24 protein-coding genes, 2 tRNA genes and 1 pseudogene are annotated in these 23994 nt (G+C 67.4%); 10 read left to right on the forward strand and 17 right to left on the reverse strand.

Annotation, left to right across the window (positions count from 1 at the left end):
- On the forward strand, positions 1-874 hold an 874-nt coding region (locus ASF60_RS13410; RefSeq protein WP_156634089.1), incomplete at its 5' end, for a family 16 glycosylhydrolase.
- Between the two features lie 181 nt (positions 875-1055).
- On the opposite strand, the gene ASF60_RS13415 is transcribed toward ASF60_RS13410, so the two are convergent.
- Positions 1056-1415, reverse strand: a complete 360-nt coding sequence (locus ASF60_RS13415) for a hypothetical protein (RefSeq protein ID WP_056185539.1) — start codon at positions 1413-1415, stop codon at positions 1056-1058.
- A 632-nt stretch (positions 1416-2047) separates the two neighbouring features.
- On the opposite strand from ASF60_RS13415, the gene ASF60_RS13420 reads away from it, so the two are divergent.
- A complete protein-coding gene (locus ASF60_RS13420; protein ID WP_082507950.1) occupies positions 2048-2422 on the forward strand; it encodes a hypothetical protein in 375 nt (124 codons plus the stop codon).
- 414 nt (positions 2423-2836) lie between these two features.
- On the opposite strand, the gene ASF60_RS13425 is transcribed toward ASF60_RS13420, so the two are convergent.
- From ASF60_RS13425 to ASF60_RS13455, 7 genes are all read right to left on the reverse strand, one after another.
- Positions 2837-3067 (reverse strand): hypothetical protein, encoded by a 231-nt coding sequence (locus tag ASF60_RS13425; protein ID WP_056185545.1) that lies wholly within the window; start codon positions 3065-3067, stop codon positions 2837-2839.
- 74 nt (positions 3068-3141) lie between these two features.
- Positions 3142-3744, reverse strand: a complete 603-nt coding sequence (locus ASF60_RS13430) for a sugar transferase (protein WP_056185547.1) — start codon at positions 3742-3744, stop codon at positions 3142-3144.
- Between the two features lie 432 nt (positions 3745-4176).
- Positions 4177-4575, reverse strand: a complete 399-nt coding sequence (locus ASF60_RS13435) for a hypothetical protein (protein WP_056185550.1) — start codon at positions 4573-4575, stop codon at positions 4177-4179.
- Positions 4572-4850: a hypothetical protein gene (locus ASF60_RS24490; RefSeq protein WP_156375966.1), complete on the reverse strand. Its 279-nt coding sequence runs from the start codon at positions 4848-4850 to the stop codon at positions 4572-4574. The genes ASF60_RS13435 and ASF60_RS24490 overlap by 4 nt, the downstream gene beginning before the upstream one ends.
- A 270-nt stretch (positions 4851-5120) precedes the next feature.
- Positions 5121-5195 (reverse strand) — tRNA-Thr (locus tag ASF60_RS13445).
- 147 nt (positions 5196-5342) lie between these two features.
- Positions 5343-5801: an NUDIX hydrolase gene (locus ASF60_RS13450; protein ID WP_056185555.1), complete on the reverse strand. Its 459-nt coding sequence runs from the start codon at positions 5799-5801 to the stop codon at positions 5343-5345.
- Positions 5802-6127: 326 nt separating this feature from the next.
- Positions 6128-6592, reverse strand: a complete 465-nt coding sequence (locus ASF60_RS13455) for a MarR family winged helix-turn-helix transcriptional regulator (RefSeq protein WP_200935818.1) — start codon at positions 6590-6592, stop codon at positions 6128-6130.
- 527 nt (positions 6593-7119) lie between these two features.
- Here ASF60_RS13455 and ASF60_RS13460 point away from each other — a divergent pair.
- Positions 7120-7209, forward strand: a tRNA-Ser gene (locus ASF60_RS13460).
- 181 nt (positions 7210-7390) lie between these two features.
- Here the strand turns inward: ASF60_RS13460 and ASF60_RS23740 are convergent.
- Positions 7391-8090, reverse strand: a pseudogene (locus ASF60_RS23740) (IS481 family transposase); the annotation flags it as partial.
- A gap of 495 nt (positions 8091-8585) precedes the next feature.
- Here ASF60_RS23740 and ASF60_RS13470 point away from each other — a divergent pair.
- Both ASF60_RS13470 and ASF60_RS25690 read left to right on the forward strand, forming a co-directional pair.
- Positions 8586-9116: a hypothetical protein gene (locus ASF60_RS13470; RefSeq protein WP_056185560.1), complete on the forward strand. Its 531-nt coding sequence runs from the start codon at positions 8586-8588 to the stop codon at positions 9114-9116.
- 197 nt (positions 9117-9313) lie between these two features.
- Positions 9314-9724, forward strand: coding sequence for a hypothetical protein (locus ASF60_RS25690; RefSeq protein WP_244478422.1), 411 nt, complete (start codon positions 9314-9316; stop codon positions 9722-9724).
- A 52-nt stretch (positions 9725-9776) separates the two neighbouring features.
- Here the strand turns inward: ASF60_RS25690 and ASF60_RS13480 are convergent, their stop codons facing one another.
- From ASF60_RS13480 to ASF60_RS13490, 3 genes are all read right to left on the reverse strand, one after another.
- Complete coding sequence (locus ASF60_RS13480; protein WP_056185565.1) at positions 9777-10520, reverse strand: Crp/Fnr family transcriptional regulator; 744 nt, start codon at positions 10518-10520, stop codon at positions 9777-9779.
- A 145-nt stretch (positions 10521-10665) separates the two neighbouring features.
- Entirely contained in the window at positions 10666-11013 is a 348-nt protein-coding gene (locus ASF60_RS13485; protein ID WP_443136760.1) for a hypothetical protein, read from the reverse strand.
- Positions 11014-11068: 55 nt separating this feature from the next.
- Positions 11069-11320 carry a hypothetical protein gene (locus ASF60_RS13490; protein WP_056185569.1) on the reverse strand — a complete coding sequence of 84 codons (252 nt, stop codon included), beginning with the start codon at positions 11318-11320 and terminating at the stop codon, positions 11069-11071.
- A gap of 224 nt (positions 11321-11544) precedes the next feature.
- On the opposite strand from ASF60_RS13490, the gene ASF60_RS13495 reads away from it, so the two are divergent.
- Complete coding sequence (locus ASF60_RS13495) at positions 11545-12279, forward strand: YoaK family protein (RefSeq protein WP_056185572.1); 735 nt, start codon at positions 11545-11547, stop codon at positions 12277-12279.
- 54 nt (positions 12280-12333) lie between these two features.
- Here the strand turns inward: ASF60_RS13495 and ASF60_RS13500 are convergent, their stop codons facing one another.
- Together ASF60_RS13500 and ASF60_RS13505 are read right to left on the reverse strand one after the other, a co-directional pair.
- Positions 12334-14283: a hypothetical protein gene (locus ASF60_RS13500; RefSeq protein WP_056185574.1), complete on the reverse strand. Its 1950-nt coding sequence runs from the start codon at positions 14281-14283 to the stop codon at positions 12334-12336.
- A 5-nt stretch (positions 14284-14288) separates the two neighbouring features.
- Positions 14289-15791: an NAD(P)/FAD-dependent oxidoreductase gene (locus ASF60_RS13505; protein WP_056185579.1), complete on the reverse strand. Its 1503-nt coding sequence runs from the start codon at positions 15789-15791 to the stop codon at positions 14289-14291.
- A 157-nt stretch (positions 15792-15948) separates the two neighbouring features.
- Between ASF60_RS13505 and ASF60_RS13510 the strand changes: the two genes are divergently transcribed.
- Entirely contained in the window at positions 15949-16518 is a 570-nt protein-coding gene (locus ASF60_RS13510) for a hypothetical protein (protein ID WP_056185583.1), read from the forward strand.
- A gap of 53 nt (positions 16519-16571) precedes the next feature.
- Here the strand turns inward: ASF60_RS13510 and ASF60_RS13515 are convergent, their stop codons facing one another.
- Both ASF60_RS13515 and ASF60_RS13520 read right to left on the reverse strand, forming a co-directional pair.
- A complete protein-coding gene (locus ASF60_RS13515; RefSeq protein ID WP_056185586.1) occupies positions 16572-17366 on the reverse strand; it encodes a hypothetical protein in 795 nt (264 codons plus the stop codon).
- Positions 17363-17584: a hypothetical protein gene (locus ASF60_RS13520; protein WP_056185589.1), complete on the reverse strand. Its 222-nt coding sequence runs from the start codon at positions 17582-17584 to the stop codon at positions 17363-17365. Before ASF60_RS13520 ends, ASF60_RS13515 begins: the two co-directional genes overlap by 4 nt.
- A 446-nt stretch (positions 17585-18030) precedes the next feature.
- On the opposite strand from ASF60_RS13520, the gene ASF60_RS13525 reads away from it, so the two are divergent.
- Together ASF60_RS13525 and ASF60_RS13530 are read left to right on the forward strand one after the other, a co-directional pair.
- Entirely contained in the window at positions 18031-19053 is a 1023-nt protein-coding gene (locus ASF60_RS13525) for a helix-turn-helix domain-containing protein (RefSeq protein ID WP_056185592.1), read from the forward strand.
- A 48-nt stretch (positions 19054-19101) separates the two neighbouring features.
- Positions 19102-20493, forward strand: coding sequence for an MFS transporter (locus tag ASF60_RS13530; protein ID WP_056185595.1), 1392 nt, complete (start codon positions 19102-19104; stop codon positions 20491-20493).
- Here ASF60_RS13530 and ASF60_RS13535 read toward each other — a convergent pair.
- Complete coding sequence (locus ASF60_RS13535; protein WP_082507951.1) at positions 20450-20812, reverse strand: hypothetical protein; 363 nt, start codon at positions 20810-20812, stop codon at positions 20450-20452. The genes ASF60_RS13530 and ASF60_RS13535 overlap by 44 nt on opposite strands.
- A gap of 970 nt (positions 20813-21782) precedes the next feature.
- Between ASF60_RS13535 and ASF60_RS13540 the strand changes: the two genes are divergently transcribed.
- Positions 21783-23729: a methyl-accepting chemotaxis protein gene (locus ASF60_RS13540; RefSeq protein WP_056185633.1), complete on the forward strand. Its 1947-nt coding sequence runs from the start codon at positions 21783-21785 to the stop codon at positions 23727-23729.
- Positions 23730-23994 lie beyond the last annotated feature (265 nt).

Below are 23994 nucleotides of genomic sequence, written 5' to 3' on the forward strand. Positions count from 1 at the left end.
GGTGCTCGGCGACGAGCCGGGCACGATCTACGCCAGCACCCATTCCAAGGTCGGCGGTCCCAATGTGACCGAGACCCAGACCGTCTTCGGAATCGACACCTCGAAGGGGTTCCATACCTACGGCGTCGACTGGCAGGCGGATACCATCACCTACTACGTCGACAACAACGCCGTCGCCCGGCTTGCGACGCCGAGCGACATGAACAAGCCGATGTACATGCTGCTGAATCTCGCCGTCGGCGATGCAGGCTCGTGGCCCGGGGCCACGGACGCCACCACGCCCGCCGAAGGCCACATGCTCATCGATTCTGTGCGAGCCTATGCGCGGAATCCGGGCGTCGTCGCGGACATCCAGGATGCGTCTCCGGTGCCGGGGGGGCACGATCCCGGAGGATCCAACGCATCGGTGCAGGCGGCAACGCCGTCACAAGGCCTTGCTTCGATGTCTGGGGTCCCTGCTGCAGAGGGGAGCCACGTCACGGCCGTTTATCGGTTCTTCGATACCCGCACGGGCGATCACTTCTACACGAACAGTACTGCTGAGAAGGCGCAGATCCTGCAGACCCTGCCGTGGTTCACCTACGAGGGAACCCCGTGGGCGACCCCGACCCCGGGGGCCGACACCATCGACGTGTTCCGGTTCTTCGACACCGGCACGACCGCGCATTTCTTCACGACCAGCGTCGGCGAGCGCGACCAGATCATCAAGATGACGCTGGAGCGGTTCTTCAACACCAAGACCGGCCAGCATCACTTCGCCGGCAATGCCGAGGAGGCCGCCGGCATCAACCAGGGCGCTGCCGGTGCGGGTTGGATCGACGAGGGCAAGGGCTTCACCGTGCACGCGCCCGGCGACGGCATGCTGTTCGCCTGAAGGCCTTGGCTCCGGCGTCGACCTGGAACATCCAAGGAGCGGAGCTGGCCTGACGGGGAGGCGGGCCCGGTCGACGAAATTTCAGATGCGCAGCCCGCGTCGCGCCACACGCAGGTCGACGGATTGGCGACGGCGCACGCCTGATCACCGCGTCTCCGAGCGCCGGGGGACTTGGGGCGGCTCAGTTGGCAGGAGCCTGCGCCGGATCATCGACAATCCGTCCCTCAGGCAGCGCGGTCGCTTCGACGCGTCGCGGGTAAGCCTTCATCTGCCGAGCGGAGGAGGAGCAGCCGACACAAATCGAGGCGATCGCTTGCTGCGCGCTCCGAGCGACGCGCCCGTCGAAGGCGTCCATCAGCGCGGACGCCTTGGCGTTCGCCGCCTCCAAGGCTCCTCTGGTCTGAGGCACGGTCGCCCCGCCCCGGTCGCCCTCGACGGCAAGCGGCGGCAATCTGACGAACATCGGTTTCGGCAACGGCTCTGACAGCGACGGAGTGATCGACGAGATCAGCGCCGCGAGGCAGAGGGGTGCTCGGAGCATGGCATCAATCCCCAAGATGGTGCCGCACTCTCAGGGATCTTGCTTTCGCGAAGCTTGTGGCTCCGCTCTGCTGAAGGGGGCGTCGGTTGCGTCGCCGTCCGAAGGTCCGGAGCGGTCGAGTGCCGGTCGGCCGCCCCGGCGCGACACGACGTCGGTCGTGTCCACGAGGCGCATGCGTGTTTCGACGATTCCGGACACGCGCCCGGCGCCAAGCACCAGACCACCGCAGAAATCGGACCGGATAGGTGCGGGGGAGAGGGCTGGGGCCGCCGGGACTCGATCTGCCGCGACGACGGACGGCGCAAATCCGGTCGGCACACGGCTACGACCCGGCCGTCGCGGTTGGTGTCGCCCGGATCGCAGGTAACCCCGGATCGCAGGTAACCCCGGATCGCAGGTGACCCCGGATCGCAGGTGACCCCGGATTGCAGGTGACAAGGTGACGATCCGGAGCTCACCCGCGAGGGCAGAGCTATTCGCCGCCTCGGACAGCAAGGGCTCCCATGCGTCTCCTCAGCCTTCCGGGGGGCACCGGGCGCCATCATCCTCGCTCGCCCGCCCAGGACATTCCGAGGCAGGTTTTGCATGGGGCCGCTTGTCGCCTCCGAACCGCCTGCGCTATGACTTCGGCCATGAAGATCTCGCGCCTCATCCAAAAGCTGGCCTCCAACACCTCTGAAGGCCGGATGCCGGGTTTCGATGAGGTCTACTACCGATACTGGTATCGCGATGTCGCGCAGTTCCCTGGAACGCCTCTGCAGCATTACCTACAGCACGGATGGAAGGAAGGCCGCGACCCCAGCGCCGGCTTCAGCGGTGACGGCTATCTGACGGCCAATCCGGATGTCAAAGCCAACGGCTTCAATCCGCTCGCTCACTTCTTGGAGTTCGGTTTGGCAGAGGGGCGGATCGGTTGGCAGAAAGACCCGGCATCGCCTGCACCACCCGGACGATTCATCGCGAACACTGAAGCGCCGAAGCTTTTGGCTCCTCCGCAGAAGCGTTGACCGTTGCCCGCCCGGCTTCTGCGCCTTCGCTAGAGTTCGTCAGGGCCCAGCGGAAACCGGTTCTCCCGACCAGACAAACGAAAGCAAAAGACTCTCGCGCAGCCCCTCCCTGGTCAGCCCCGATGGAATCCCCAGCGCGGGGCTTGTCCCGTTTTCGCTCTGCTCGCGAGGGGCGATCCCTGGTTCAAGATCCGTCAGCCGTGCTTGCGCGACGGGGTTCGCGTCTTCTCCTCGAACGATACGCTCTATGGCGACCTCGGCGCCTGCACGAAGGCGGTCAACCGCGACTTCGCGCCGTCCGTGTTCGGGAGGCGCAGCCCGCGGCACAGGACGCCGTTGGCCGAGCGACCGACGGCGCATGCCTGTGCCTGAGGGACTGCTCGGCGGATTTCAAGGCCGTGTTCGGGTGAGGTTTTAGTTTTTGCGACCCAGTGGACGCAGCAACGCCCCGAGCATGAAGGCCAGCTGGGCGCAGATCATGAGTGCGGCGGCACGTCTGAAGCCCCCATCAAGGCTTAGACCGTAGAAATAGGCGCTGTAGGCAATCTCAAGAGCGACGACGGGGATAAATATGATGGCTTGCCAGATCGTGCCAAGCCGCCCCAATCCAAGACCAAGCAGCACGTTCAGTAAGATGGCCTTCACTGGGTTTCTCCACCGGCCCAGCGTCAGGCCGGTGTGCTCCGTGATCTTGATCGTTCACCGGAGCACGGGAATGGTCAGCGGCTCCCGCGCTGCGCGAGTACGGCTGGAACCGTGCGCAGCATGATGGCGACGTCGCGCGCGAAGCTCCAGCGGGTGGCGTAGTCGAGGTCCAACGCGACCCGCTCCGCATAGGTGCAATTGCTGCGCCCTGACACCTGCCAGAGCCCGGTCACGCCGGGCGTGACCGAGAAGCAGGTCTCGAACGCCGTGCCGTAGCGCTCCAACTCGGCGGTTACGATCGGACGCGGGCCAACCAGGCTCATTTCTCCGCGGAGGACGTTGATGAGCTGGGGCAGTTCGTCGAGGCTGGTCTTGCGCAGCACCGCGCCCAGAGGCGTCACCCGGGGGTCGTTGGTCAGCTTGTGGGTCTCGTCCCACTCGCGCTGTGCCGCGGGATTGACGGCCAGATAAGCGCGCAGCACGTCATCGCCGTTGGTGACCATCGAGCGAAACTTGAGGCAGCCGAAGCGACGGCCTCCCTGTCCGATTCGCATATGCCGAAAGATCGGGCTCTTGCGATCCGCGGACCAGACGAGCGCCCCAATGAGAAAAAGCAGCGGCAGGAGGAGGACGAATGCCGTGCCCGCGATGGTGATGTCGAGGGTACGCTTGGCCAAACGCTCCAAGCGGCGAGCCTCTCCGACAGGCGTATCACGTGTTAGGACCGCTACGTTCAACTGCTCGTTCCGATGCTGAGATGCAAAATGAGGGGTGAGAGCATTTTCGTTTCGCAGCATGGTCTCAGACCCTCTCACAGGCTGGGGGGGAGCTGGTTAACAATTTCTTGCTGCACTGCACCTAACGCATAAAAAGGCCGCTCGCAAGGTGATGCCTCGCGAGACGCAATTGTCATCGATTCTCATAAAGTAGAAACAATAAAAGTACGCAGCTTCGTGGAACCGTCTTCTCAGCAACGGAGTTCACGAGACCCGTACTCTGAGCGAAGATCGCTTGATCGGTGCCGAACTGCTCTCTCATCGGGCTGAAGGAGCGGGATTTTTCGACATGAGAGATGCAGCTGATGCATGCCAGCTCAGTGTTGGCCGTGATCAGGCGCCCCGCTCCCGTGCACGGTTGATCACCCGGAGACGCAGCGGGCGGCCTGCGACGGCACCGCCGAGGCCGTCCGTGATCGCGAGCGGGAAGCAGCCGGCAATGCCCTTGAGCGCTTCGGAGAGGAACTCCTTTTGCGCAGCGACATCACCTTTCAGGTTCGCGTGAGTAATCCGCGGCTGCCCCTGCAGGCTCCCGTCCCGCTTGATGCTGAACAGGACCGTGACTTCCGAGCCGGCCGACCCCGCAGGGCCACCCACCGATTGCGCACAGGAGCCGAGCCGCTGCCACAGCCCATCCAGGGTCGAGGCCGGCTCAGCGCGGGCATCGGCGGTGGGCGCGACGATCAGCGTTGTGGCGAGGGCAAGCAAGCGCATGACGGTGGCGCCGATCACCGAGGCTGCGGCTTCGAGGGCTCGGCGCCGCGAAGGGCCTCGCCGAGATCGCTGTCTTCGCTGTCGTCATCGGGTTCCTCGGTCGAGTACCCGTCCTTGTCGGGCGCCGACAGCTCCCGCTGCCCCCGCGGCTTCGCCTCCAGATCGAGATCCCGCTCGCGCTTCGTGCGCGGCGCCTCGCGCGGGCTGTCGGACCCAGGCTGAAGGCTCTGCGCATCTGCAGGCGCCGCCATGAAGAGGCCGATGGCTGCCAACGAGAGGACGGCGCGGTTCATCGGTTTGCTCCAGGACCACCGGTTCGCGGCCACATCCGACCCTACACCCTGGCGGGCGCGGCGTCCGCTCCGTCGGCGATTGTCGGCGCGGAAGACCGTTCCGGAGACATCGACGGCAAGACCCTGTGCGGCATGCGCCGGTTGATGCAGGCGGATCTCTCGCGCGTTCGAAATCTCTCGCGCGTTCGGAAGGGCCTTCCCCACGACAGCGAAGGATCGGCCAGCGGCCGGCACCACCGTCTCCAAGGTCTTGCTTCGATAAGGGAAAGGTGGTGCTGCTGGACAGGATTGAACTGTCGACCTCCTCATTACCAATGAGGTGCTCTACCACTGAGCTACAGCAGCGAAACGTCCTGGGTTGCGGCGAAGGCCGTGCGAACCGGACGGACGGGCAATTAGCCGATCATCATGCCCTTGGCAATCGCATCGCGGCGAATCTTGTCGGTTTCTCGCGCGTTCGCATTCGAATCCGCATCCGGCCTTGCGTCGCCGTCAGGCGAGGGCGCCGGTTTCGCGTTTGCAGGCCGCGCGGATGATCGCCGCCAGACCGGCCTCCGCCACGGCCTCGGCCGCCTCGGACGGCGTGAACCAGCGATCCTCGCGCTGGTGCCGCTCGGGCCAGTGCTTGAGCTGCTTGCGGACCTCCAGGGGAAATACCTTCACCTGACACAGGACCGCGTCGCGGCTCTTCAGGCGCTTCTCGTAGAGGTAGAAGCCGAGGGGGCGCTTGCCGATGGTGCCGAGGAGGCCGGCCTCCTCGTAGGCCTCGCGCGCGGCGGCATCGTAGGGCTTGCGCCCCTTCATCGGCCAGCCCTTCGGGATCACCCAGCGGCGGCTCTCGCGGGAGGTGATCAGCATGATCATGTAGCCGCCATCCGGCATCCGCCTGAACGGCAGCGCGCCGACCTGCCGGCGCGGGTCAATGTCCGCGTCTCCCCCATGCACACTCATGGCTGGGAAACGCCGAACGCAACCGCGAGTTCGCCCTTGGTCCGTCGATGCCGAACCGCTCGACCCTGCGTTCCCCCGTGGGCGTGGAGGCGAAGCGCTCGGGCCCAAGGCGGAGCGGTTCGCAAAAATCCGGTTCGCGGAAGCCTCGTGCGCAGAACCGTCGGTTGAGCATTCACGATCGGCAGGGTCCCGCAAAGGTGAGAAGAAGGGCCTGTCCGCAGCGCGCCGCAGCCGGCAGGATGTCCTGCGGCATAGCGGGGTTTCCGGCGACCCGGCAAGAAGAACTTAACCGGCAAAGTTTCGGGTCTGGCCCATGGTGCCGCGCATCACCCGCCGACGCTGAGATTGGCGATGAGCGCGTTGAGGTCGGCGCGCATGGCCTGGACCTCGGGCTCCGACATGTTGAGCTGGCACATCACCGATTCCCGCACGGCTGCGGCTTCGGTGCGCAAGGCCTGGCCGCGCGGCGTCAGGGCGATCTCGACCTCGCGTTCGTCCGAGCGCCGCCGGTTCCGCACCAGGAACCCCGCCGCTTCCAGACGCTTCAGCACCGGAGTCAGCGTGCCGGAATCGAGGCGCAGGCGCCGTCCGATCTCCGAGACGGTGATGCCGTCCGTCTCCCACAACACCAGCAGCACGAGATATTGCGGGTAGGTCAGGCCCATGCGCTCCAGCATCGGCCGGTACGACTTCGTCATCCGGTGGGCGGCCGCGTAGAGGGCATAGCAGAGCTGGTTGTCGAGGAGCAGCGGATCGGTGAGTGGCGCTGTCGTCTCGCGGGGAACGTTCATCATGCACGCCATGCTACCGAAAGTCCCGGCTACCGAAAGTCCCAGTTTCTGAAAGTCCCAGTTTCTGAAAGTCCCGGTCATTGGAGGTTCCGACCACCGGGAGTTTCGGGCCTCCAGGCTCGGGTTGGCGAAGCGCCGGAATCCGTCACGGCGACGACCCCGGATCAGAACCATCGCGCGCCCCGGCGAAGAAGCGACGATAGCGGAGCCAGGTCCCTCCAGTATATGGCTGTTTCGCCGCACGGACGAATCCTTTCCCGCATGGCCCTGGAGCCTGCTGGCGGCCGGGGCCGCAGACCGGGTGCGTCCCTCCGACCGCACGCCCTCCAGACGGTTGCGCTTCGCCCCGGACGGCGCGCTTCGCCGCGCCGGAGCGGCCGGGCTCCCCTGTCTCTGCCCGGTCACACCGATCCCCCGCACGCGAAATCCGTCGCGCCGTCTCGCAAAGCGCCGCCGACCCGATCCGCCGCTTGTGAAACCCGAAGCACTCGTGCTAGTCACCCCTCGTCTCATCGAGGCGCCTTCGCGGAGAGGTGGCAGAGCGGTTGAATGCACCGCACTCGAAATGCGGCATGCCTGCAAGGGCATCGGGGGTTCGAATCCCCCCCTCTCCGCCATTTAAATTCTAACAGTAATATCAGATATTTGGCTTGGCACTCGTGAGGTGCTTTGTAGCGCTTTTGTAGGCAGACACACCGTGCTCGGCAACGACGTAGTCGACACAGGCCCGGCGGCGAGCCCGACTCAGAAGTCTCTCGAGGCAGCCTCCTTCAGGATCAGCTTCTCCAAGCTCGCGTCCTTGACCGCCGTGTCCTTGATCGTGCGGTTCATTCGCTCGACCTGACCGTTGGTCCAGGGGTGGCGCGGCTTGGTCAGGCGATGGTCGATATCGTTTCGGGCGCAGGCGGACTCGAAGCTGTGGGCTCGGAAGGTCTCTCCGGCCTCGATCGCCACCTTGATGATGGAGGCGGCCGAGGCAACGTTGCCGGATCGCCTTCTCGTGCAACTCGACGAAGGCGGACTGGGTCGTACGGTCGATGGCGACAAGTAGGTAGAGCCGCCCTTCCGCCGTGTGGACCTCGGCCAGATCGATGTGGAAGTCACCGAGCGGGTAGGCCTTGAAGCGCGACCGCTTGGGCTTGTCGCCCGCGACTTCGGGCAACCGGCTGATTCCGTGGCGCTGCAAGCAACGACGCAGCGACGAGCGGGTCAGTAGGATCGTGGCCTGAAGTGCGTAGAGGCTGGCGTCGAGCGGCAGGAGTGTGTGACGACGAAAGGCGACGACGATCGCTTCATCCTCGGGTGACAGCACCGTCGAGCGCGGATCCTTCGGTCCCGTGCGCGGGTCGGCGACCGAGGTCCGCTTCTTCGACTTGGCGACCGTCTTTGGGTTGATCCCGTAGCGCTTCGAGAGTGCCCTCAAGCTCGCTTGACGATGCTGGTTCGCTCGACGGACCGCCTCCGTCGGTGTGGCGCTGCCGTGAAGAACCTGGCCCATGGCGCGTCCCTCCACTCCGACGTGAAGAGTGCACCATCAAACCCGGTGATTACAACTGCTAGAATTTGTCAGGGATTGGTGGAAACCGGTTATCCCAACAAGACAAACGAAAACGAAGGACACGAGAGTCTGGCTGGTTCAGAATGAAGCTGACAGACTCTCGCGCGTCTGAGCGGCAGGGCCGGACCGTCACGCCACCGGTCGGCGCAGTCCCACGAGAGCGGGTGGGGTCCGAGATGGATAAAAGTGTTGCGGAGCGATCCTATCAGGAAAGCGCATTGGTTGATCAATATTACGCAAAATTGACGGAGGGTAAGTTTCGGCACAGAAAATCGAAGCGTGTTATCTCTTCCTGTGAGTAGAAACTTGAGTCTCGAAGCAAGTGCAACCTTCAGTTCCGGTTTCGTTGTCGATCGGCGACCTCGGGAGCCATCGGACTTTCCGGTTCTTCGCGGCCCTGCGCGCCCCCGGGTTCGTCCGGAGGCCGATGCGTCGATGCCGGAAGCGGCCCGGGGCATCGAAATCCCGAATGCCGCGCGCGTCTCGCTTTCGCCGGTCGGATCGGAGGCCTCCGCTGTTCGACCCGATACTCGGTTCGACGCCCAGTCCGACGCCCAACTGGCTCTGCAATGGCGCCTGGGCGGAATGGTACTCTCGGCCTTGAGCGAGACGCTCGCGCCCTCGCCACCGCTCTCGTCCGCGATGGGGGACGACGAGGTCGATGGGGATGTCACGGGAGTGCACCTGCGTGCCGCCCGGGCGATGCTCGGCTGGGCGATGTCCGATCTTGCCAGCCGGAGCAGCCTGTCGCTGTCGACCATTAAGCGCCTCGAGCAGCATGTGGATACGGTCAACGGGCAATCTCGGACCATCGCGCTCGATACCCTGCGGGCGAACGGGATCGCGTTCCTGAGACTGGGCGATGGGACGATCGCGGTTGCCCGATCGAAATCGTCGGGTCTGTCGAAGCTTCGCGACCGGCCGCGAACGGGGCCAGCCCCGGACGGGAGCGAGGCGACGGGATGACCCTTCATGGTCGCTGCCGGCCCGGGGGTTCAACCGCGGTCGACCAGGCGGCGTCAGATGAGCGGGATGGGGATGGCAACGCGGGCGTCCAGACGTCTGGTGTCGTAGCGCGGGTCGATGGCCGTCGCGTCTGCTCCCACCGCGCCCAATGGGAACGGGCGTGGTCCGCGCCGATGTCTCCGAGTGCGACGGCTGACATGGATCTGGACAGTTTCGGCCGTAACGATCCGGTGCCGATATTGCTTATTCGCAAAGGTGATATCAATTTTTGTCCCAATCGTGGACAAGCAGGCAAGCTGGCCAGGATCGGCACAATGTCGCTACTGATACCGTCTCTTTCGATGCCCCCTGACGCGACGGAGTTGACGGGCCTGGCTCGTCGGCGCGCCATCGCCATCGGCAATGCGAACTGGTTCCGGGCCGTTGCCTGGAAGGCGCTCCGGGATGGCAGTCCGAACGCGGGCGTGCGGGCGGCCAATGCCCGCGCCGCCGCCCGCATCGTGCTCCGGCAGGCGCGCCGTGACGCTCTCGTCAACCGCATCACCTCCGAAGCCTTGGCCTATGACCGGCCTGCAATCCTGCCCGCAACCCTGCCCGAGAGCCTGTAGGTCCGGCGGCGCCGGCCCTGACCGGAGCGGCGAAGCGGGTCAACCGAGCGGGTCAACCGAGACGGCCTGACCGGGAGGGCGCGGCAGGCCGTCGGAACGGAGCGATCAGGCGGTCATACTCGGCCTCGGCGGGCCCATAGCTGTCCCCCGCATGTGCGACGAGCCGGTCCCGGTCGAGGATGGTGATCCGCCCGCGCCGGGCCCGGATCATGCCGACCCCCTCGAGGGCCTGGATCGCCAGGGTCACGCCGGAGCGCTGCGTCCCGAGCATCACGCCCAGGAACTCGTGCGTCAGGGCCAAATCGGCGGTGCTCAGCCGATCCTGCGCCATGAGAAGCCAGCGGGCCAGGCGCTCCTCGATCGAGCAGACGCCGTTCGACAGGGCCGTCTGGCTGAGGGTCATGATGAAGACGTGCGCGTAGCGCAACAGCACGCGTCGCAGGCCCGGCAGGGTCTCGAAGGCGTCGCGGAGGCACGCGGCGTCGATGCGCAGCCAGGGGCCGCCGACCTGGACGACGATCTCATGGGGGGTGCGCTCGGACCCGAGGAACACGGCGGTGCTGATCATCGCCTCGTAGCCGAAGCAGCCGACCTCCAGCCGGCGGCTCCCGTTGGCCGTGGTCAGGTTCGACGACAGCCCGTCCTCCGGGAAGTAGGAGAACGCCATCCGGTCGCCCTCGTTGATCAGGCGTTCGCCTTTCCGGACCTCGATGCGCTCGAACAGGGGAAGCATCCGGGCGCGCTCCTCCTCCGGCAGCGACCGGATGAGAAGGTTGTGGGTGGCGCCGATGCTCATTCGACGGGCTTCCTCGTCCGGTTCAACCGGGACAACCGGCCCCGCCCACGCGGAGGTTCAGCGCGCAGCGCACGCGATATCCGCACGGCTGAACGGGATCATGCTCGGGGGCATGCCCCAGAAAGTCACGCCCGGCCGCTGCGCGTCAGTACGGCGTGCCGTAATAGGGCTGCCGGCTCGGACGGACGCGTCCCCGCACCGGCCGATCGTAGCGATCTTCGTAGGCCCCGAGATACGGGTCGAGGGCCGGCGAGCGATAATTGCCGTTGTTCACCCCGGCGGAGCGGTCGTTGCCGCTGAGCGCCGCGTAGGGCGACAGGCCGTCGCCGCCGCTTCCGCCGCCGCCGCGGGCCATGGCAACTCCGCTCAAGCCGAGTGCCAGCATTGCCGCCGCCGTCGCGAGAGCGAGGGCGCGCGACCCGTGCGAGGGCGGGGACTGCGAGAGTGAGGACTGAGAAGGCGATAACTGCGAGAGAAGTTGGGTCTTCGTCATAACACCCTCCTCGTTGACATTGTGCCGCGTCGGCCAGGACAGGGCGGGCCGACCGTCAGCGCTCGGCGTGCACGCTCTTCAGGAAGCGGCGCGCCACCTCCCGCACGGCCTCGTCGTCCCGGGTGTCGTCGTCGGCCTTGTCCCAGAGGTGATCGAGGCTGGAATCCAGGTTCGTCAGCAGGTCGGGATGGGCCTGGGCCAGGAAACGGATCGTCCCGAACAGGAGGTGCTCCATCGCGAGTTCGCGGTGGCGGGCCTCCGCGATCTGGGCAGTGGCAGGCGAGACTTCGGATGTGGAATTCGTCATGACATCACAACGAACAGCTCCGCCCGCGGTTCAGGACGAGACGAGCTTTCATAAGATTTCGCGCTTCGGGGTCGACGCATCAGATCTCCGGTCATCTTCCGTCGTCCTCGCGCGGAGGTCGCCTGCCCGGATACGGTCCGATGGAGGACGGATGCTTCCGTTGACCGGCACTTTCGGCCAGAACCGGCCATCCCTCGCAATGCGCGATCAATCAGACGGCAGCGATGACACCGACACGCCCACCCAGCGCGAGCGGCTCCGCGCAAGTCCGCCCCTCTTCGAAGCCGCGTGGCGTCGATCCGGATCTGGCCGCGGGGATCGGGCTTGCCTTCGTGGCGGGGTTCGTCGATGCAGCGGCCTTCATCGCCCTCGCGGGCCTGTTCACGGCCCATGTGACCGGGAACTTCGTGCTGCTGGGCGCCGAACTGGTGTCGACCTCGGTCGGGGTGGTGGCCAAGCTGCTCGCCCTGCCGGCCTTCGTCATCGCGGTCGCGGTGACGCGGTTGCTCGCCCTGGCGCTGGAGCGCCGCGGGGCGGCGCCCCTGCGCTGGCTCCTCGCCCTGGAAATCGTGCTGCTCGCCGGATTCGCCGTGATGGGCCTCGCCCTGTCGCCCCTCGGCTCGCCCGACGGCGCGGCGGCGGTCACGGTCGGGATGCTGGGAGTCGCCGCGATGGGCGTCCAGAACGCCATCGGCCGGCTCGGCCTCGCCCATCTCGCCGCCACGACGGTGATGACCGTCAACGTCACCCAGGCGGTCATCGACCTCGTGGATTGGGCGCGGGGCGCCGTTCCGCCGGACGGCCCGGCGCGGGGGCGCCTGCGCCGGATGGTGCCCGCGGTGCTGGCCTTCGCCATCGGGGCGCTGGCGGGCGCCTTCGGGGTGGCCGCCTGGTCGTTCGGGTGTCTCGCGATTCCAATCGCGGCCCTGATCGGGCTCATGCTCCTGCGTCTCGACTGACAGGAGAGGGGCGCAACGGGTTTGGAGCCGCTGAAACCTGCCCGAGCCGTGACGTCAGGTCCGGCAGGGCAGCAGCCCGTAGGCGACCGTGCCGTTCCACGAAAGGCCGTCGACGGCCGGTATGGCGTTCACCGAGGGACGATGAAGCGGAAACACGCGGCCCCCATCGGGCGGGACCTGGCCGTCGCGCAGCGGCAGGACGATCCAGGCCGGTGCGTCGGGTGCCGCGCACAGGGTCTCGACCGCGCCGACCGGCAGATCGGGCGCGCGCGGCGGGACGGGGGGCGCGAACGGCACGCGGTTGGCCTCGGTGGCAAGACCGAGGGCGATCAGTCGGCCCATTCGTTCCGACCACGCCATGGCGAGGGGGCGCGAGAACACGATGCTGGCGCCCTGAAGCGTGTTGATCCAGTTCGGACGTCCGAGCACCAGCCAGGTCTCGGCGCCGCTGTCGAGCCAGAGCACCTCGCCGGGGCGGCCCGCGACCGCCCGGATCAGATCCGACCGCGCGCCCCGGTCCTCGGTCCGTCCGAAGACCGGCGCGCGCTCATCCCAAAAGTTCACGAGCGTCAGGGTGAGCATCAACCCGAGAATTATCCGCGCGGGTCGGCTTCGCGCCATGTCGATCCAGGCGAGGCCGGCGGTGAGGGCGAGCGGCGCCGCCAGCCCGAAGTTCCGGATGAGACTGAGTTCGAGATAGGCACCCGGGGGCAGGCGGGTGACCAGCCAACCCAGGGCGACGGCTTCCAGCACGGCGCGGCAGGCAACGAGCGCGCCGACCAGCCAGACGGTCGCCAGCATCAGGGCGCGTGAGGGTCCGATCCAGCGGCGGCGGACGGCCGCGTGAACGGCGAGCGCGAGGGTGCCCGCGCCGCCGGCAATCAGAGGATCGTCGGAATACACCCAGCCCAGAACCAGCAGCGCGAGGGTCATCCGGTCTCCCGCGCCTCCCCGCGGCAGCGTGGTGACGCAGAGCCCGAGGGCGGCGGCACCAACGACCGAGGTGACCCAAAGGAGACGCCAGGGCTGAGCCTGGATCACCAGGAGCGACGATCCAAACTCCTCGAAGACGATGTTCGCCGCGACGCCGCAGAGGCCGGCCAGGAGTGCGGCGTACAGAACCCGGCGGACCGGCCGCGGCACGAGGGCCCCGGCGATCAGGATCGAGGCGGCCTGCACCAGCGGAGACGCCCAGGCCTGCGTCGACCAGAGCAGGGGGAAGAGATCGGAGCATCGCTGGCGCAGGATGCTCAGGTACTGGGGATCGATGGGCTGCAGCAATCGCCCGAACAGCGGCAGACTAAGATAGGCGGCGAGCACGATCGCGGGCAGCGCGGTGGCCGGGAGCGCCAGCCATCGCCGATCCTCCGCCACCAGGACGATGCTGAGCACCCCTAAGCCAGCGAGTCCCATGATCGGGTGGATCAGGCATGCGACCAGCATGAGAAGGGCGGCCGACCAGAACCGGCCCGAGAGCTGGGACGCCAAGCCCGCCAGGACTGCCGCTTCCGCCAGGGTCCGCGGCGTCGCCAGCGCCTCCCCGATGCGGAAGATGCCCGGATGGCCGTACGAGGCGGGAAGCACCACCAGGGCAATCAGGATGCCCCAGCGGCGCCGATCCGCCGCGATGGCGCCCGCGAGGAAGGCCGCCGCGCAGAACCAGGCGAACAGGCCCGCGACGCTGACGGCCAGGGCCGCGGCGTCCGGGCCGAGGCGTTGCACCAGCGCCCGGAGGACGATCGGGAACAGGCTGAAGCGCGACTGTCCGTCGAGGGCGAACATGAGGTCGCGTCCGACCCCGTCCGGATCGAGATCCGCGAGCGCCCGCCCGACATAGATGCGCGCATCTCCTTCGATGCCGCCGTAGGGATGCATCAGCAGGTAGAGGCCCGCCGCCCCGAGGACAGGCCAGGCGGAGCGCGCTGCAGCCTGCGCCCAGCGCCCGCCCCATCCTCGCGCCGGGTCCGCGGCCGCCGCAGGGTCCGGTGTCGCGGCCTGCGCCATCGCCGTCAGGCCGCGCGGCGCGGAACCAGGCGCTCGCTCGCCAGCGCGTCCTGCGCCCCCGAGACGCCCGCCTCGGTGTATTCCGCGTCCTCGTTCACGCACCACGGATCGTAGCGGCGCTCTCCCGCGAGGATGTTCTCGACCGTGAGCATCGCGGTCATCATCGCGTGGTCCTGGTTGTTGTACTTGTGCATGCCGTTGCGCCCGACGAGGTGCAGGGTCGGATAGGCATGCTCGAGGTCGCGCCGGATGGTGGCGACGTGAGCTTTGTAGTCCTCGTCGTAGACCGGATAGGCCTTGGGCTGCCGCACCACGCAGGCATCGACCACGTCCTCGGAGCGGATCAGCCCGATCTGACCGATCTCGCGCTTGGCCAGGGCGATCAGGTCCGCGTCGGACGCGGTCCACAGGCCGTCACCCTCGAAGCAGAAATACTCGAGCCCGAGGCAGGTATGGTCCGCGTCCGGCACCATCTCGGGCGACCAGGAACGGAAGTTCTGCACCCGCCCGACCTGCACCGACGGATCGTGGATGTAGATCCAGTTGTCCGGGAAGTTCCGGTCCGTGCGTGCGATCAGCGCTACCGTGAGGAAGTCGCGGTACTGCAGAGCCCGCGCCTGGAAGGTGCTGATCGGCGTGGGCGAGATCGACCCGACGAGTTCGCGCAAGGGCGCGGAGGAAACGACGTTGCGGGCCGTGAAGGTCTCGCGGGTGCCGTCCGCACCCTTGGCCGTCACGGTCCAGAGCCCGGTCCGCGCCTCGTAGTGCAGGCCGTCGACACCCCGGTCGAGGCGCAGCGTGCCGCCCCCGGCGGCGATCTTTGCGGCCGCCGCCTCCCACATCATGCCCGGTCCCTTCCGGGGATACCGGAACGATTCGATCAGCGTCTTGATCACCGGTTCGCCGGCGCGCGGGGCCTTGCGCAGGCCGAGCGAGCGCACCAGCGCATCGCGGATCGCCGCGCCGAGATCGAGGCCGTTGATGCGCTGGGCCGCCCAGTCCGCCGAGATGGCGTCACAGGACATGCCCCAGACCTTCTCGGTGTAGGTCTTGAAGAAGATCGAGAACAGGCGCTCGCCGAAGCGGTTGCGGACCCAGTCGTGAAAGCTCTTCGGCTCCGCGATCGGCCGGGCCCGGGCATAGAGATACGAGGCGACGCAGGCCGTGCTCTCGAGGAGTCCGAGATTGCGCAGCGCTTCGAAGGCCTTCAGCGGGTAGGCGTAGTACTTGCCCTTGTAGAAGATCCGCGACAGGCGCGGCCGCTCGATGAAGTCGTCCGGCAGCAGCTCGTCCCAGAGATCGACCACCGCCTTCGACTTGGAGAAGAAGCGATGGCCGCCGATGTCGAACAGGTAGCCGTTATGCGCGACGGTGCGGCTGATGCCGCCGACCTGCACCGGGTCCTTCTCCAGGACCGTGACGGAGCGGCCCGCCTTCGCCAGCAGGTAGGCGGCGGTCAGGCCGGCCGGTCCCGCGCCGATCACGAGCGTTTCCGTGTGGTGGCTCATCGGGGCGAACTCGTGGGTTAACCGAAGTGCGAAGCAGCTTCGACATACCGACGGAACGGTTAAGAAACGTTGAGGCCGGCTGGGGAACCGATCCCGGGCCGGGGATTTGCGTTCTCGCTGTCACGGACCCGTGATGGGTCGCGACAGGAGCCGCACCATGGATACCAGCCCTCTGCCCGCATCCGCGTTCGACGCGCCGGCCATCCTGCTGTCAGGGCCGGTCGACCACGACATGTACCGGGATTTCCGGAGCCAGCTCGATGCGATCGACGGGCGCGACCTCGTGGTCGTCGAGCTCACCACCCTCGGGGGCGACCCCGAGGTCGCGCGGATGATGGGCGAGGACATCCGCTTCAAGAGCGGCGTGATGACCGACCGGCGCTTCGTGTTCCTCGGCAAGGCGGCGATCTACTCGGCCGGGACCACCTTCATGAGCTTCTTCGCCAGGCCGAACCGCTTCCTCACGCGCGGCACGCGGCTGATGGTCCATGAACGCAAGCTCGACAAGCAGGTGGTGCTCAACGGCCCCCTGACCACCTGCATCGCCTCCGTGAAGGCTGCTCTGCACGAGATCGAGTGCTCGATCGAGATCCAGAACGAGGGCTTCGCCAACCTCGTCGCCGGTTCGCGCGTGTCCCTGGACGAGGTCCTGCGGCGCGCTCCCGAGAACTGGTACATCGAGGCCACCGAGGCGCAGCAGCTCGAGCTGATCGAAGGCATCCTCTGAGGGCCGGAGCCCCGCTCGCAACAGCTGGGGCCGAGTGCTGGCGCCGGCCTTGCTCAGCCGACCGGATCGCGACCGAGGCTCGGGGCAGGCGCCCGGGCAAACTCCGGATCAGGCGGCTCACTCGCCCGGCCGCGCGCGGCCTGCCGGCTCTGGGCCCGCTCGCCGGCTTCGAGGCTGCACTTCTCCACGTGGACCGCCCGGTTGACGACCTGGAGGTTCGGGGCGCCCCAGAAGCCCAGCAGGGTCGGCCAGGCCGCGTCGCGATGCTCGCGCCAGACGCGGTAGAGCGGCACCCGGTGGTCCACTTCGGCGGTCTTGAACAGGCGCTTGCCGGAGGCGGCGCAGCGGTGACGCTGGTGCGCCTTCAGCACCTTGACTTGGTCGCTCGGGGCGACCCACAGTTTCCAGGCGGCAACGCAGGCTGCGTGCCAGCGTGCGTTCTTGTTCGGCACGCCCGTGCCCCAGAGGTCCCGGTGCCAGCCGAAGCGGTAGACCGGCTGTCCGCAGATGCAGCAATGACCTTTCCCGCGTGCGTGGGCCGGTTCCCGGAAGGGGGAGGGCGGCATCCGGAAGGTTGCGGCGAGGCCCGACCCCTTCTCGGTGCCGAGACGCCACGTCCAGCCCTCGGGCTGACCCGAGCGCGCGGCCAGCGCCCGGGCCATGCGATCGGCGCGCATCAGGTGGGCGCGCCAATATCCCTCCACCGCGAGGCGCGGCGTCGGCGGGATCAGCGGCCGCGACAGGGCGTGGCGCAGGACCGTGGCCGGGAAGACGGCGGGCAGGGCCCGGTCGAGCCGGGCGCGCGCCGCGACGTTTCGGGCCGCGCGCCACTCCGATGCCGCGCTCACGCCTGGACGCGGGTTTCGTCGGGGGCCGCGGACGGGGGTGAGATCGCCTGCGGCGGGCGGCCGGCGACAGCATCCGCGAGTCGGTTCAGGCGTCTGCCAAGATCGACCACTTCGTTCAATGCAATCGACTTCTCTCCATTCTTGACGGCGCGTGTGATATCGCTGAGCTGCAGTTTAGAAATACGGAGCAACTCGGCGGCTAGCTGGTCTCTGGTCATTCAGCGCATCGCGGATCAGGGAGGGCGGGCGGGTTCGCCAGATTTAGGGCGTAACGGTTACCGAGGCGTTGCAGCGCCCGACACCATTTCCGGGTCAACGTCTTGGTCCACGTTCTGGCTCGTCTCGGCATGGCCGGTTCGAGGATTGGATAAATAAAGACCGCCACGGGATCAATTCGGATTCTTACAGGCTACAATAAGAAAAAATATTATGAAGATTCTGTGTTGGCCCTTGATTGCAAATCGGGCAAGCCCACCGCCGCTGGTCGGGCTTTGTGGGTGCTCGGGTTGGGATATATCAAACAGATTACTCAGCATTTTTTGACTTCACGAAACCGTGCCTTGTCGTCTATCCGGGAACCACCCTAATCAGGAAGACTTGAGGTCGAATCGTTTGATCCCGGTCGGCCGGTCCTCCTGATGACTCCCACCGGGTTCAGCCAGACGTGTCGCTTCCGTCCTTCGCCTTCTCCACGCAGCGGCTGGGTCCCGAATTCGCATTCGAGGCGTATCGGGAGCTGTATTCCGGCGGCGCCGATGTCGCCAGGATCGGATCGGACTTCCGCGCCCAGGTCCAGGCCTACCGCCTGGATCGCATGATCCTGTTCAAGCGTCACCTCAACGGCGTCCAGCACAGCCGCTCTCCGCAGCGCGTCCGGCAGGACGGATTCGATCATGTCACCCTCCATCTCCTGCTCGCGGGCGAATTGGTGGCCGGGCCTCCCGGACAGGAGCGCCGGGTGCGGCCGGGAGAAATCCTCGTCTGCGACAACACGCTGCCCCACCTGAGCCGGGCCCACGACGTCCATCAGATCTCGACGCCGGTGGCGCGGGAGCTGATCGAGCCCCTGGCGCCCGACGTCCGCCGTTTCCACGGCGCGATCCTGCCGGAGCGCGTCGGAGGCCTGGTCGCCGATTTCATCGTCTCCCTGACCCGGCGCTCGGAATCGCTGGATCCCACGGTCGCGTCGCGATCGAGCGCCGTTCTGGGCATGCTCCTGGCCGCCGCCCTCCGCGGGCAGGCCGCTCCGGCCGAGGCCGTGGTCTGGGCGGCCACGCACGACGCTTCCGATGACGTGGTCCGGCGCCGGGCAGCGGAGGTCCATGTGGAGCAGCACCTGGGCGATCGCGACCTCGGCGCGGACACTATCGCGGCCAGTCTCGGGATCTCCCGCAGCCTGCTCTATCGCGCGTTCCTGCGCGACGGCGGCGTGGCCCGCTTCGTCCAGCAGCGACGGCTCGAGCGGGTGCGGGATGCCCTTCGCCGCCAGGGCGAGACGCGCTCGATCGCGACGCTCGCCTACGCCTACGGCTTCACCAGCGAGCAGCACTTCAACCGCGCCTTCCGCACGACCTTCGGCCGCCCCCCGGGGCAGTTCCGGGCCTCCATGCAGCAGATGCGGACCCAGACGGGGGTGCGGGGCGACCAGACATGGCCTCTCGCCGAGTGGCACAGCGAGCTGTATTGATGCGCGCCGCCCAGACGATCCGCCCAGACCGTCCGCAGCGCGCCGCGCATGCGTGAAGGCCCGGGCAGGGCGGCCGCGTCGGTCCCGAGCCGGACGCTCCTGGGCGTCGGCTCGCTGGTGCTGATGGCGCTCGCGCAGCTCTCGGCGGCCAGCGACCGCTTCCTCCTCACTCTCGTGACCACTCCGGTGAAGCAGGCGCTGGCCCTGAGCGACGCCCAGCTCGGGGTTCTCCACGGCTCCGCCTTCGTCGCCTTCTACGCGCTGACGATGCCGCTGTTCGGCAGCCTGGCCGATCGCGGCCACCAGCGTCGAATCCTCGTCGCCAGCATCGCGATCTGGACCCTGGCGACCCTCGGATTTGGCCTGGCCGGATCGTTCTGGGGCCTGTGTCTCAGCCGCCTGGCTCTCGGCTTCGGCCAGGCCGGCCTCGCCCCGGCCTCCCTCTCGCTGATCGCGCACGGGTCGGTCCCGCGCCGGATGGCCTTCAACGTGTCCCTGTTCACCGCGAGCGGCAGCCTGGGCCAGAGCTGTGCCCTGCTCGCCGGCGGCGCGACCCTGGCGTGGCTTGCGGGGCGCGGCGGCATGGTCTTTCCCGGCTTCGGCGCCCTGTCGCCGTGGCGGGCGCTCTTCGTCCTGGCCTGCCTGCCGAACCTCCTCCTGATCCTGGCCGCCATCCGCCTGACGCCGCTCCGGGCTCCGCCGGCCCATCGGGGCGGGTTGAGGCCGGCCTGGGCCTGGATGCGCCGCCGCTGGAGGCTTTATCTGCCCCATTGCGTCGCGGCGGCCTGCGCCGTCCTCATGGGCCGGACCCTGGGGGCCTGGGGGCCGACCCTCTACGTCCGCAGCCACGGCATGAGCCCATCGGAGAGCGGGATCGTGCTCGGCCTGCTGCTGCTGATCGGCGGTCCGCTCGGCCACCTTTCCGCCGGCCTGATCCTGGGGCGGATCGACCGCGCCCGTCGGCGGGCGGCGAGCTCGCGGATGCTGGGCCTCGGCCTCCTCGCCGCTCTGCCATTGGCGGTCGTCATGGCGGTGGTGCCGGACCGGACGTTGTCGCTGACCGCCTTCACCGTCCTGACGGCGATGCTCGGGCTCACGGCTCCGGCCGCCGTCACGGGGGTGCAGTTGCTGACGCCGGTGGCGCTGCGGGGGCGGGTGAGCGCGCTCTTCATCGCCGGTGTGACCCTGTCGGCCTCGGGCACCGGTCCGCCGCTCCTCGGCCTTCTGTCCGATACGGTCTTCGGGGCCGATCATCTCGGGCGGGCCCTGATCACGCTGTTCGTGCTGGTGGGCTGTCCCGGGATCGGTCTGGCGTTCCATGCTGCGCGCCTGTCGAGCCATGCTGCGCACCTGTCGAGCCATGCTGCGCACCTGCCGACTTTCGCTGCAAGCGTGTTCAGCGCCGCCAGGCGCCGAACCAGGACGAGACCGGATCGATGACGTCGCTGGCGACGGAGGCGGCCCAGGCCCGGGCCCGGTCCGCCAGGGCGAGATGCCGCCCGATCCGCTCCTGCGGCCGAGCCGTCTCCGCCGTCATCGCGGCGGCCACGAAGGCGTCCTCCTGGGCCTGACATTCGTCGAGGGCGCTGCGCTGGGACGCGGCCCTGCTCTGGGTCCGGGGCTGATGCGCAAAGGCCTCCCGGACGCAGTCGTGCCAAGCGTGTTCGAGGGCCGCGAGCCCGACCTCGGACCCGGAACCCGACTCGGCGACCGCGGGCTGCGGCGCGAAACTCATCAGCAGGAGGGCAGACCAAAGCATCAGGCGCATGCCGAAACTATGCCCGATTGCCCCGCCCATCGCCTAGAACAAAAGCGCAACACGCGCGCCTCGGCGATGACGATGGTGGGGCCACTTGAGCGGTGACGGCTGCCCAAATCGCGCAGGCGATCCCGTCGAACGAACGCCACGTCGCAAGAGCGCGGAACGCCGCTGTGGCGAGATCGAGAGAAGGAGGAGCGGGTTGCGGGCCTGGAGCCCCCGCCTCCCCGTTGGGCATCCGATTCGCGCGAAAACATGCGTGCACTGAAACGACCGTCCTGGTTGGCTTACCGAGGAGCTGTTCTAAAGGAGGTTCGTGAGGCAAGCGTCTCCCCATCGATGTGCCCGGGTCCCAATGTATCGCTCCTGCGGGTCACGCGCTTCTCTTCGCGGTCGGCCCGGAGCCGCCGCGTGATGGGGGGCAGGAGAGCGAAGCGTCTCAATCTGTTTCACGACCTGGCCTGCTGTCCCAGGCCGGTTCCTATGGGGTGATTGGGGTCACGCTGCGGGTCGGCGGAAGGCGGCTGCTCCGATCGAGATGTGAGATCGTGGTCGAGGTTGGATCGCCACAGCATCAGGATGGAACAGCCACGAGGTACTTTGCCGGGCTCGACGTCTCCCTAGAGGAAACGCGATCTGCCGAGTCGATGAGACGGGACGGCTCATGCAGGAGACGCGAGCCGCATCGACACAGGCCTGGAGCGGAAGCCGACGCCGGTCTCGTCGGCCAGGGTGTGGCGCGCTCGAGACCCTCTTCTCTCGCAAAGCAACAACATAGTTTAACCTAGCCTGACGGGTGCAAATCACAACGCCGTGAAACAGTCTGTGTTGATGATTGAATATAAATCGGCACTCGCCTTAAAGATGTTTCGGTTTTGTTTAATCGAAGTCGATTAGGGAGAGCCCAGATGCGAAAGCGCATCGCAGGAGCGGCTTCGTGGCGTTTTTCGACTCTGACTTGCGCGCGCTGATGGCCGCTATCGACAGGTCCAGAGCCCGCATCGAGTTTACCCCTGACGGCACGGTGCTTACCGCCAATACGCTCTTCCTCGACTTGATGGGGTACACCCTCGGCGAGTTGACGGGGCAGCACCACGCCCGGTTCGTGTCCCCCGCGGAACAGGGAAGCGAGGCCTATCGCGCCTTCTGGAACGCCTTGGGTCGTGGCGAGCCGCAGACGCGCGAGTTCAAGCGGTTCGCGAAAGACGGCCGCGCGGTGTGGATCCAGGCCACCTACAACCCGGTTCTCGACCGCGCCGGGCGCGTGACCCGGGTGGTCAAGCTCGCCACCGATGTGACCCCGCAGGTGCTGCGCAACATCGACCATGACGGGCAGCTCGAAGCCCTGCAACGCTCCCAGGCCGTCATCGAGTTTGCCCTCGACGGAACGATCCTCGATGCGAACGCCAACTTCCTGGCTGCTGTGGGCTACGGGCTCGACGAGGTCCAGGGACGCCATCACAGCCTGTTCGTGGATCCGACCGAGCGCGAGGGGGCGGCGTATCGCGCCTTCTGGGCGGATCTTGGCCGAGGCGAGTTCCGCTCGGGTGAGTTCAAGCGCATCGCCAAGGGTGGGCGCGAGATCTGGATCCAGGCCACTTACAATCCGATCCGCGACCGGGATGGCGTCCCGATCAAGGTGGTGAAGTTTGCCACCGACATCACGGCGCAGAAGCTGCAGGTCGCCGACGCGATGGGTCAGCTGGCGGCCGTCAACCGGTCGCAGGCGGTGATCGAGTTCGCGCCCGACGCGACGGTCCTCGACGCCAATGCCAACTTCCTGTCGGCGCTCGGTTACGGGATCGAGGAGATCCGGGGGCGGCCGCACGCGATGTTCGTCGAGCCCGGCTATGCGCAGACGGCCGACTACGCCGCGTTCTGGGACCGCCTGCGCGCCGGCCACTACGCCTCGGGCATGTTCCAGCGTTTCGGCAAGGGCGGCCGGCCCGTCTGGATCCAGGCGAGCTACAACCCGATCTTCGATCCCGCCGGCCGCCTGACCAAGATCGTGAAGTACGCTAGCGACGTCTCGGCCAACATGGAGGCGCGCTCCGTTGCGGTCGAGGCCGCCGAACGCACCCTCGACAACGTCCAGGCGGTCACGGATGCGGCGGACGCCATGAACGCTGCCGCTCTGGAAATTTCCCGCAGCATGGCTCAGTCCAAGACCGTGGTGGACGACATCCATGGCCGGGCCGGCGAGGCGGATACCGCCACCGAGCGGCTGCGCGGCGCGGCGCGGTCGATGAGTGGCGTCGCCACGATGATCACGGACATCGCCCAGCAGATCAATCTCCTGGCCCTGAACGCGACGATCGAGGCGGCCCGCGCCGGAGAGGCCGGGCGCGGCTTCGCGGTCGTGGCGACCGAGGTGAAGAACCTGGCCGGTCAGGCGGCGGCCGCCACGAACCGGATCAGCGACGAGATCGCCGGTATGCAGGCGGTCTCCACCGAGGTCGCGACGACCCTGGCGACGATCACGGCGGCAATCGGCACGATCAGCCAGCATGTCGATGGCGTCACCGCCTCGATGGATGAGCAGGCGCAGGCCACGGGCAAGATCCTGGGCAGTATGCAGCAGGCCGCCGACGGGGTGTCGAGCATCAGCACGGGACTGGACAACTGGACCATCGGGATGGAGGAGCGGCGCACCGAGCGAAGAACGCGCGTCCTCCTGCAGGCCGGGATCCGCCTGCCCGGTGGCGAACGCATTGCCTGCTCCATCCGCGACCTGTCGGAGGGCGGCGCACGATTGCATCTCGGTCAGGCGGCGCAGGTGCCGGATCGGTTCGAGATCATCATCGATGCCGACGGACGCCAGTTCGACTGTGCCGTGCGGCATCGGTTGGGCATGAGTCTGAACGTGCAGTTCCTGTCGGCGAAGAACGGACGATCGGCGGGCGCAAGCGCTCGGTAGGGTAGGCTGCGCTCCTACGCCCTCGCTTTGAGGGGCGGGCTTGTCCAATCGGCCAGAGCCGGCCCCGATCTGTTGGCTGCAGATTGCCAGCCTCAGGAGCTTGGTACTCCCCGGTGACGGGTCTGTCGCCACGGGGCCAAGTCCTCGAGCGAAGCGGCGCCGGGCGATTGATCAAGAGCGCATCTGTTCCGTGGCCTGCGCTCTCGGTTGCCCCATGGCGCGGGAGCCTGGAATCGACGCAGGCTTCGCGTCCGCCCGGCGGAGG

Source organism: Methylobacterium sp. Leaf113, from assembly GCF_001423325.1.
In the GTDB taxonomy this organism is placed as follows: domain Bacteria; phylum Pseudomonadota; class Alphaproteobacteria; order Rhizobiales; family Beijerinckiaceae; genus Methylobacterium.

Coding starts and splice junctions, on each gene's coding strand:
- ASF60_RS13415 (WP_056185539.1), bottom strand. CDS start 1,415: ATGCTCCGAGCACCCCTCTGCCTCGCGGCGCTGATCTCGTCGATCACT.
- ASF60_RS13420 (WP_082507950.1), top strand. CDS start 2,048: ATGAAGATCTCGCGCCTCATCCAAAAGCTGGCCTCCAACACCTCTGAA.
- ASF60_RS24490 (WP_156375966.1), bottom strand. CDS start 4,850: ATGAACCGCGCCGTCCTCTCGTTGGCAGCCATCGGCCTCTTCATGGCG.
- ASF60_RS13450 (WP_056185555.1), bottom strand. CDS start 5,801: ATGAGTGTGCATGGGGGAGACGCGGACATTGACCCGCGCCGGCAGGTC.
- ASF60_RS13455 (WP_200935818.1), bottom strand. CDS start 6,592: ATGAACGTTCCCCGCGAGACGACAGCGCCACTCACCGATCCGCTGCTC.
- ASF60_RS13470 (WP_056185560.1), top strand. CDS start 8,586: ATGCCGGAAGCGGCCCGGGGCATCGAAATCCCGAATGCCGCGCGCGTC.
- ASF60_RS25690 (WP_244478422.1), top strand. CDS start 9,314: ATGGATCTGGACAGTTTCGGCCGTAACGATCCGGTGCCGATATTGCTT.
- ASF60_RS13480 (WP_056185565.1), bottom strand. CDS start 10,520: ATGAGCATCGGCGCCACCCACAACCTTCTCATCCGGTCGCTGCCGGAG.
- ASF60_RS13485 (WP_443136760.1), bottom strand. CDS start 11,013: ATGACGAAGACCCAACTTCTCTCGCAGTTATCGCCTTCTCAGTCCTCA.
- ASF60_RS13490 (WP_056185569.1), bottom strand. CDS start 11,320: ATGACGAATTCCACATCCGAAGTCTCGCCTGCCACTGCCCAGATCGCG.
- ASF60_RS13495 (WP_056185572.1), top strand. CDS start 11,545: ATGACACCGACACGCCCACCCAGCGCGAGCGGCTCCGCGCAAGTCCGC.
- ASF60_RS13500 (WP_056185574.1), bottom strand. CDS start 14,283: ATGGCGCAGGCCGCGACACCGGACCCTGCGGCGGCCGCGGACCCGGCG.
- ASF60_RS13505 (WP_056185579.1), bottom strand. CDS start 15,791: ATGAGCCACCACACGGAAACGCTCGTGATCGGCGCGGGACCGGCCGGC.
- ASF60_RS13510 (WP_056185583.1), top strand. CDS start 15,949: ATGGATACCAGCCCTCTGCCCGCATCCGCGTTCGACGCGCCGGCCATC.
- ASF60_RS13520 (WP_056185589.1), bottom strand. CDS start 17,584: ATGACCAGAGACCAGCTAGCCGCCGAGTTGCTCCGTATTTCTAAACTG.
- ASF60_RS13530 (WP_056185595.1), top strand. CDS start 19,102: ATGCGTGAAGGCCCGGGCAGGGCGGCCGCGTCGGTCCCGAGCCGGACG.
- ASF60_RS13535 (WP_082507951.1), bottom strand. CDS start 20,812: ATGCTTTGGTCTGCCCTCCTGCTGATGAGTTTCGCGCCGCAGCCCGCG.
- ASF60_RS13540 (WP_056185633.1), top strand. CDS start 21,783: ATGGCCGCTATCGACAGGTCCAGAGCCCGCATCGAGTTTACCCCTGAC.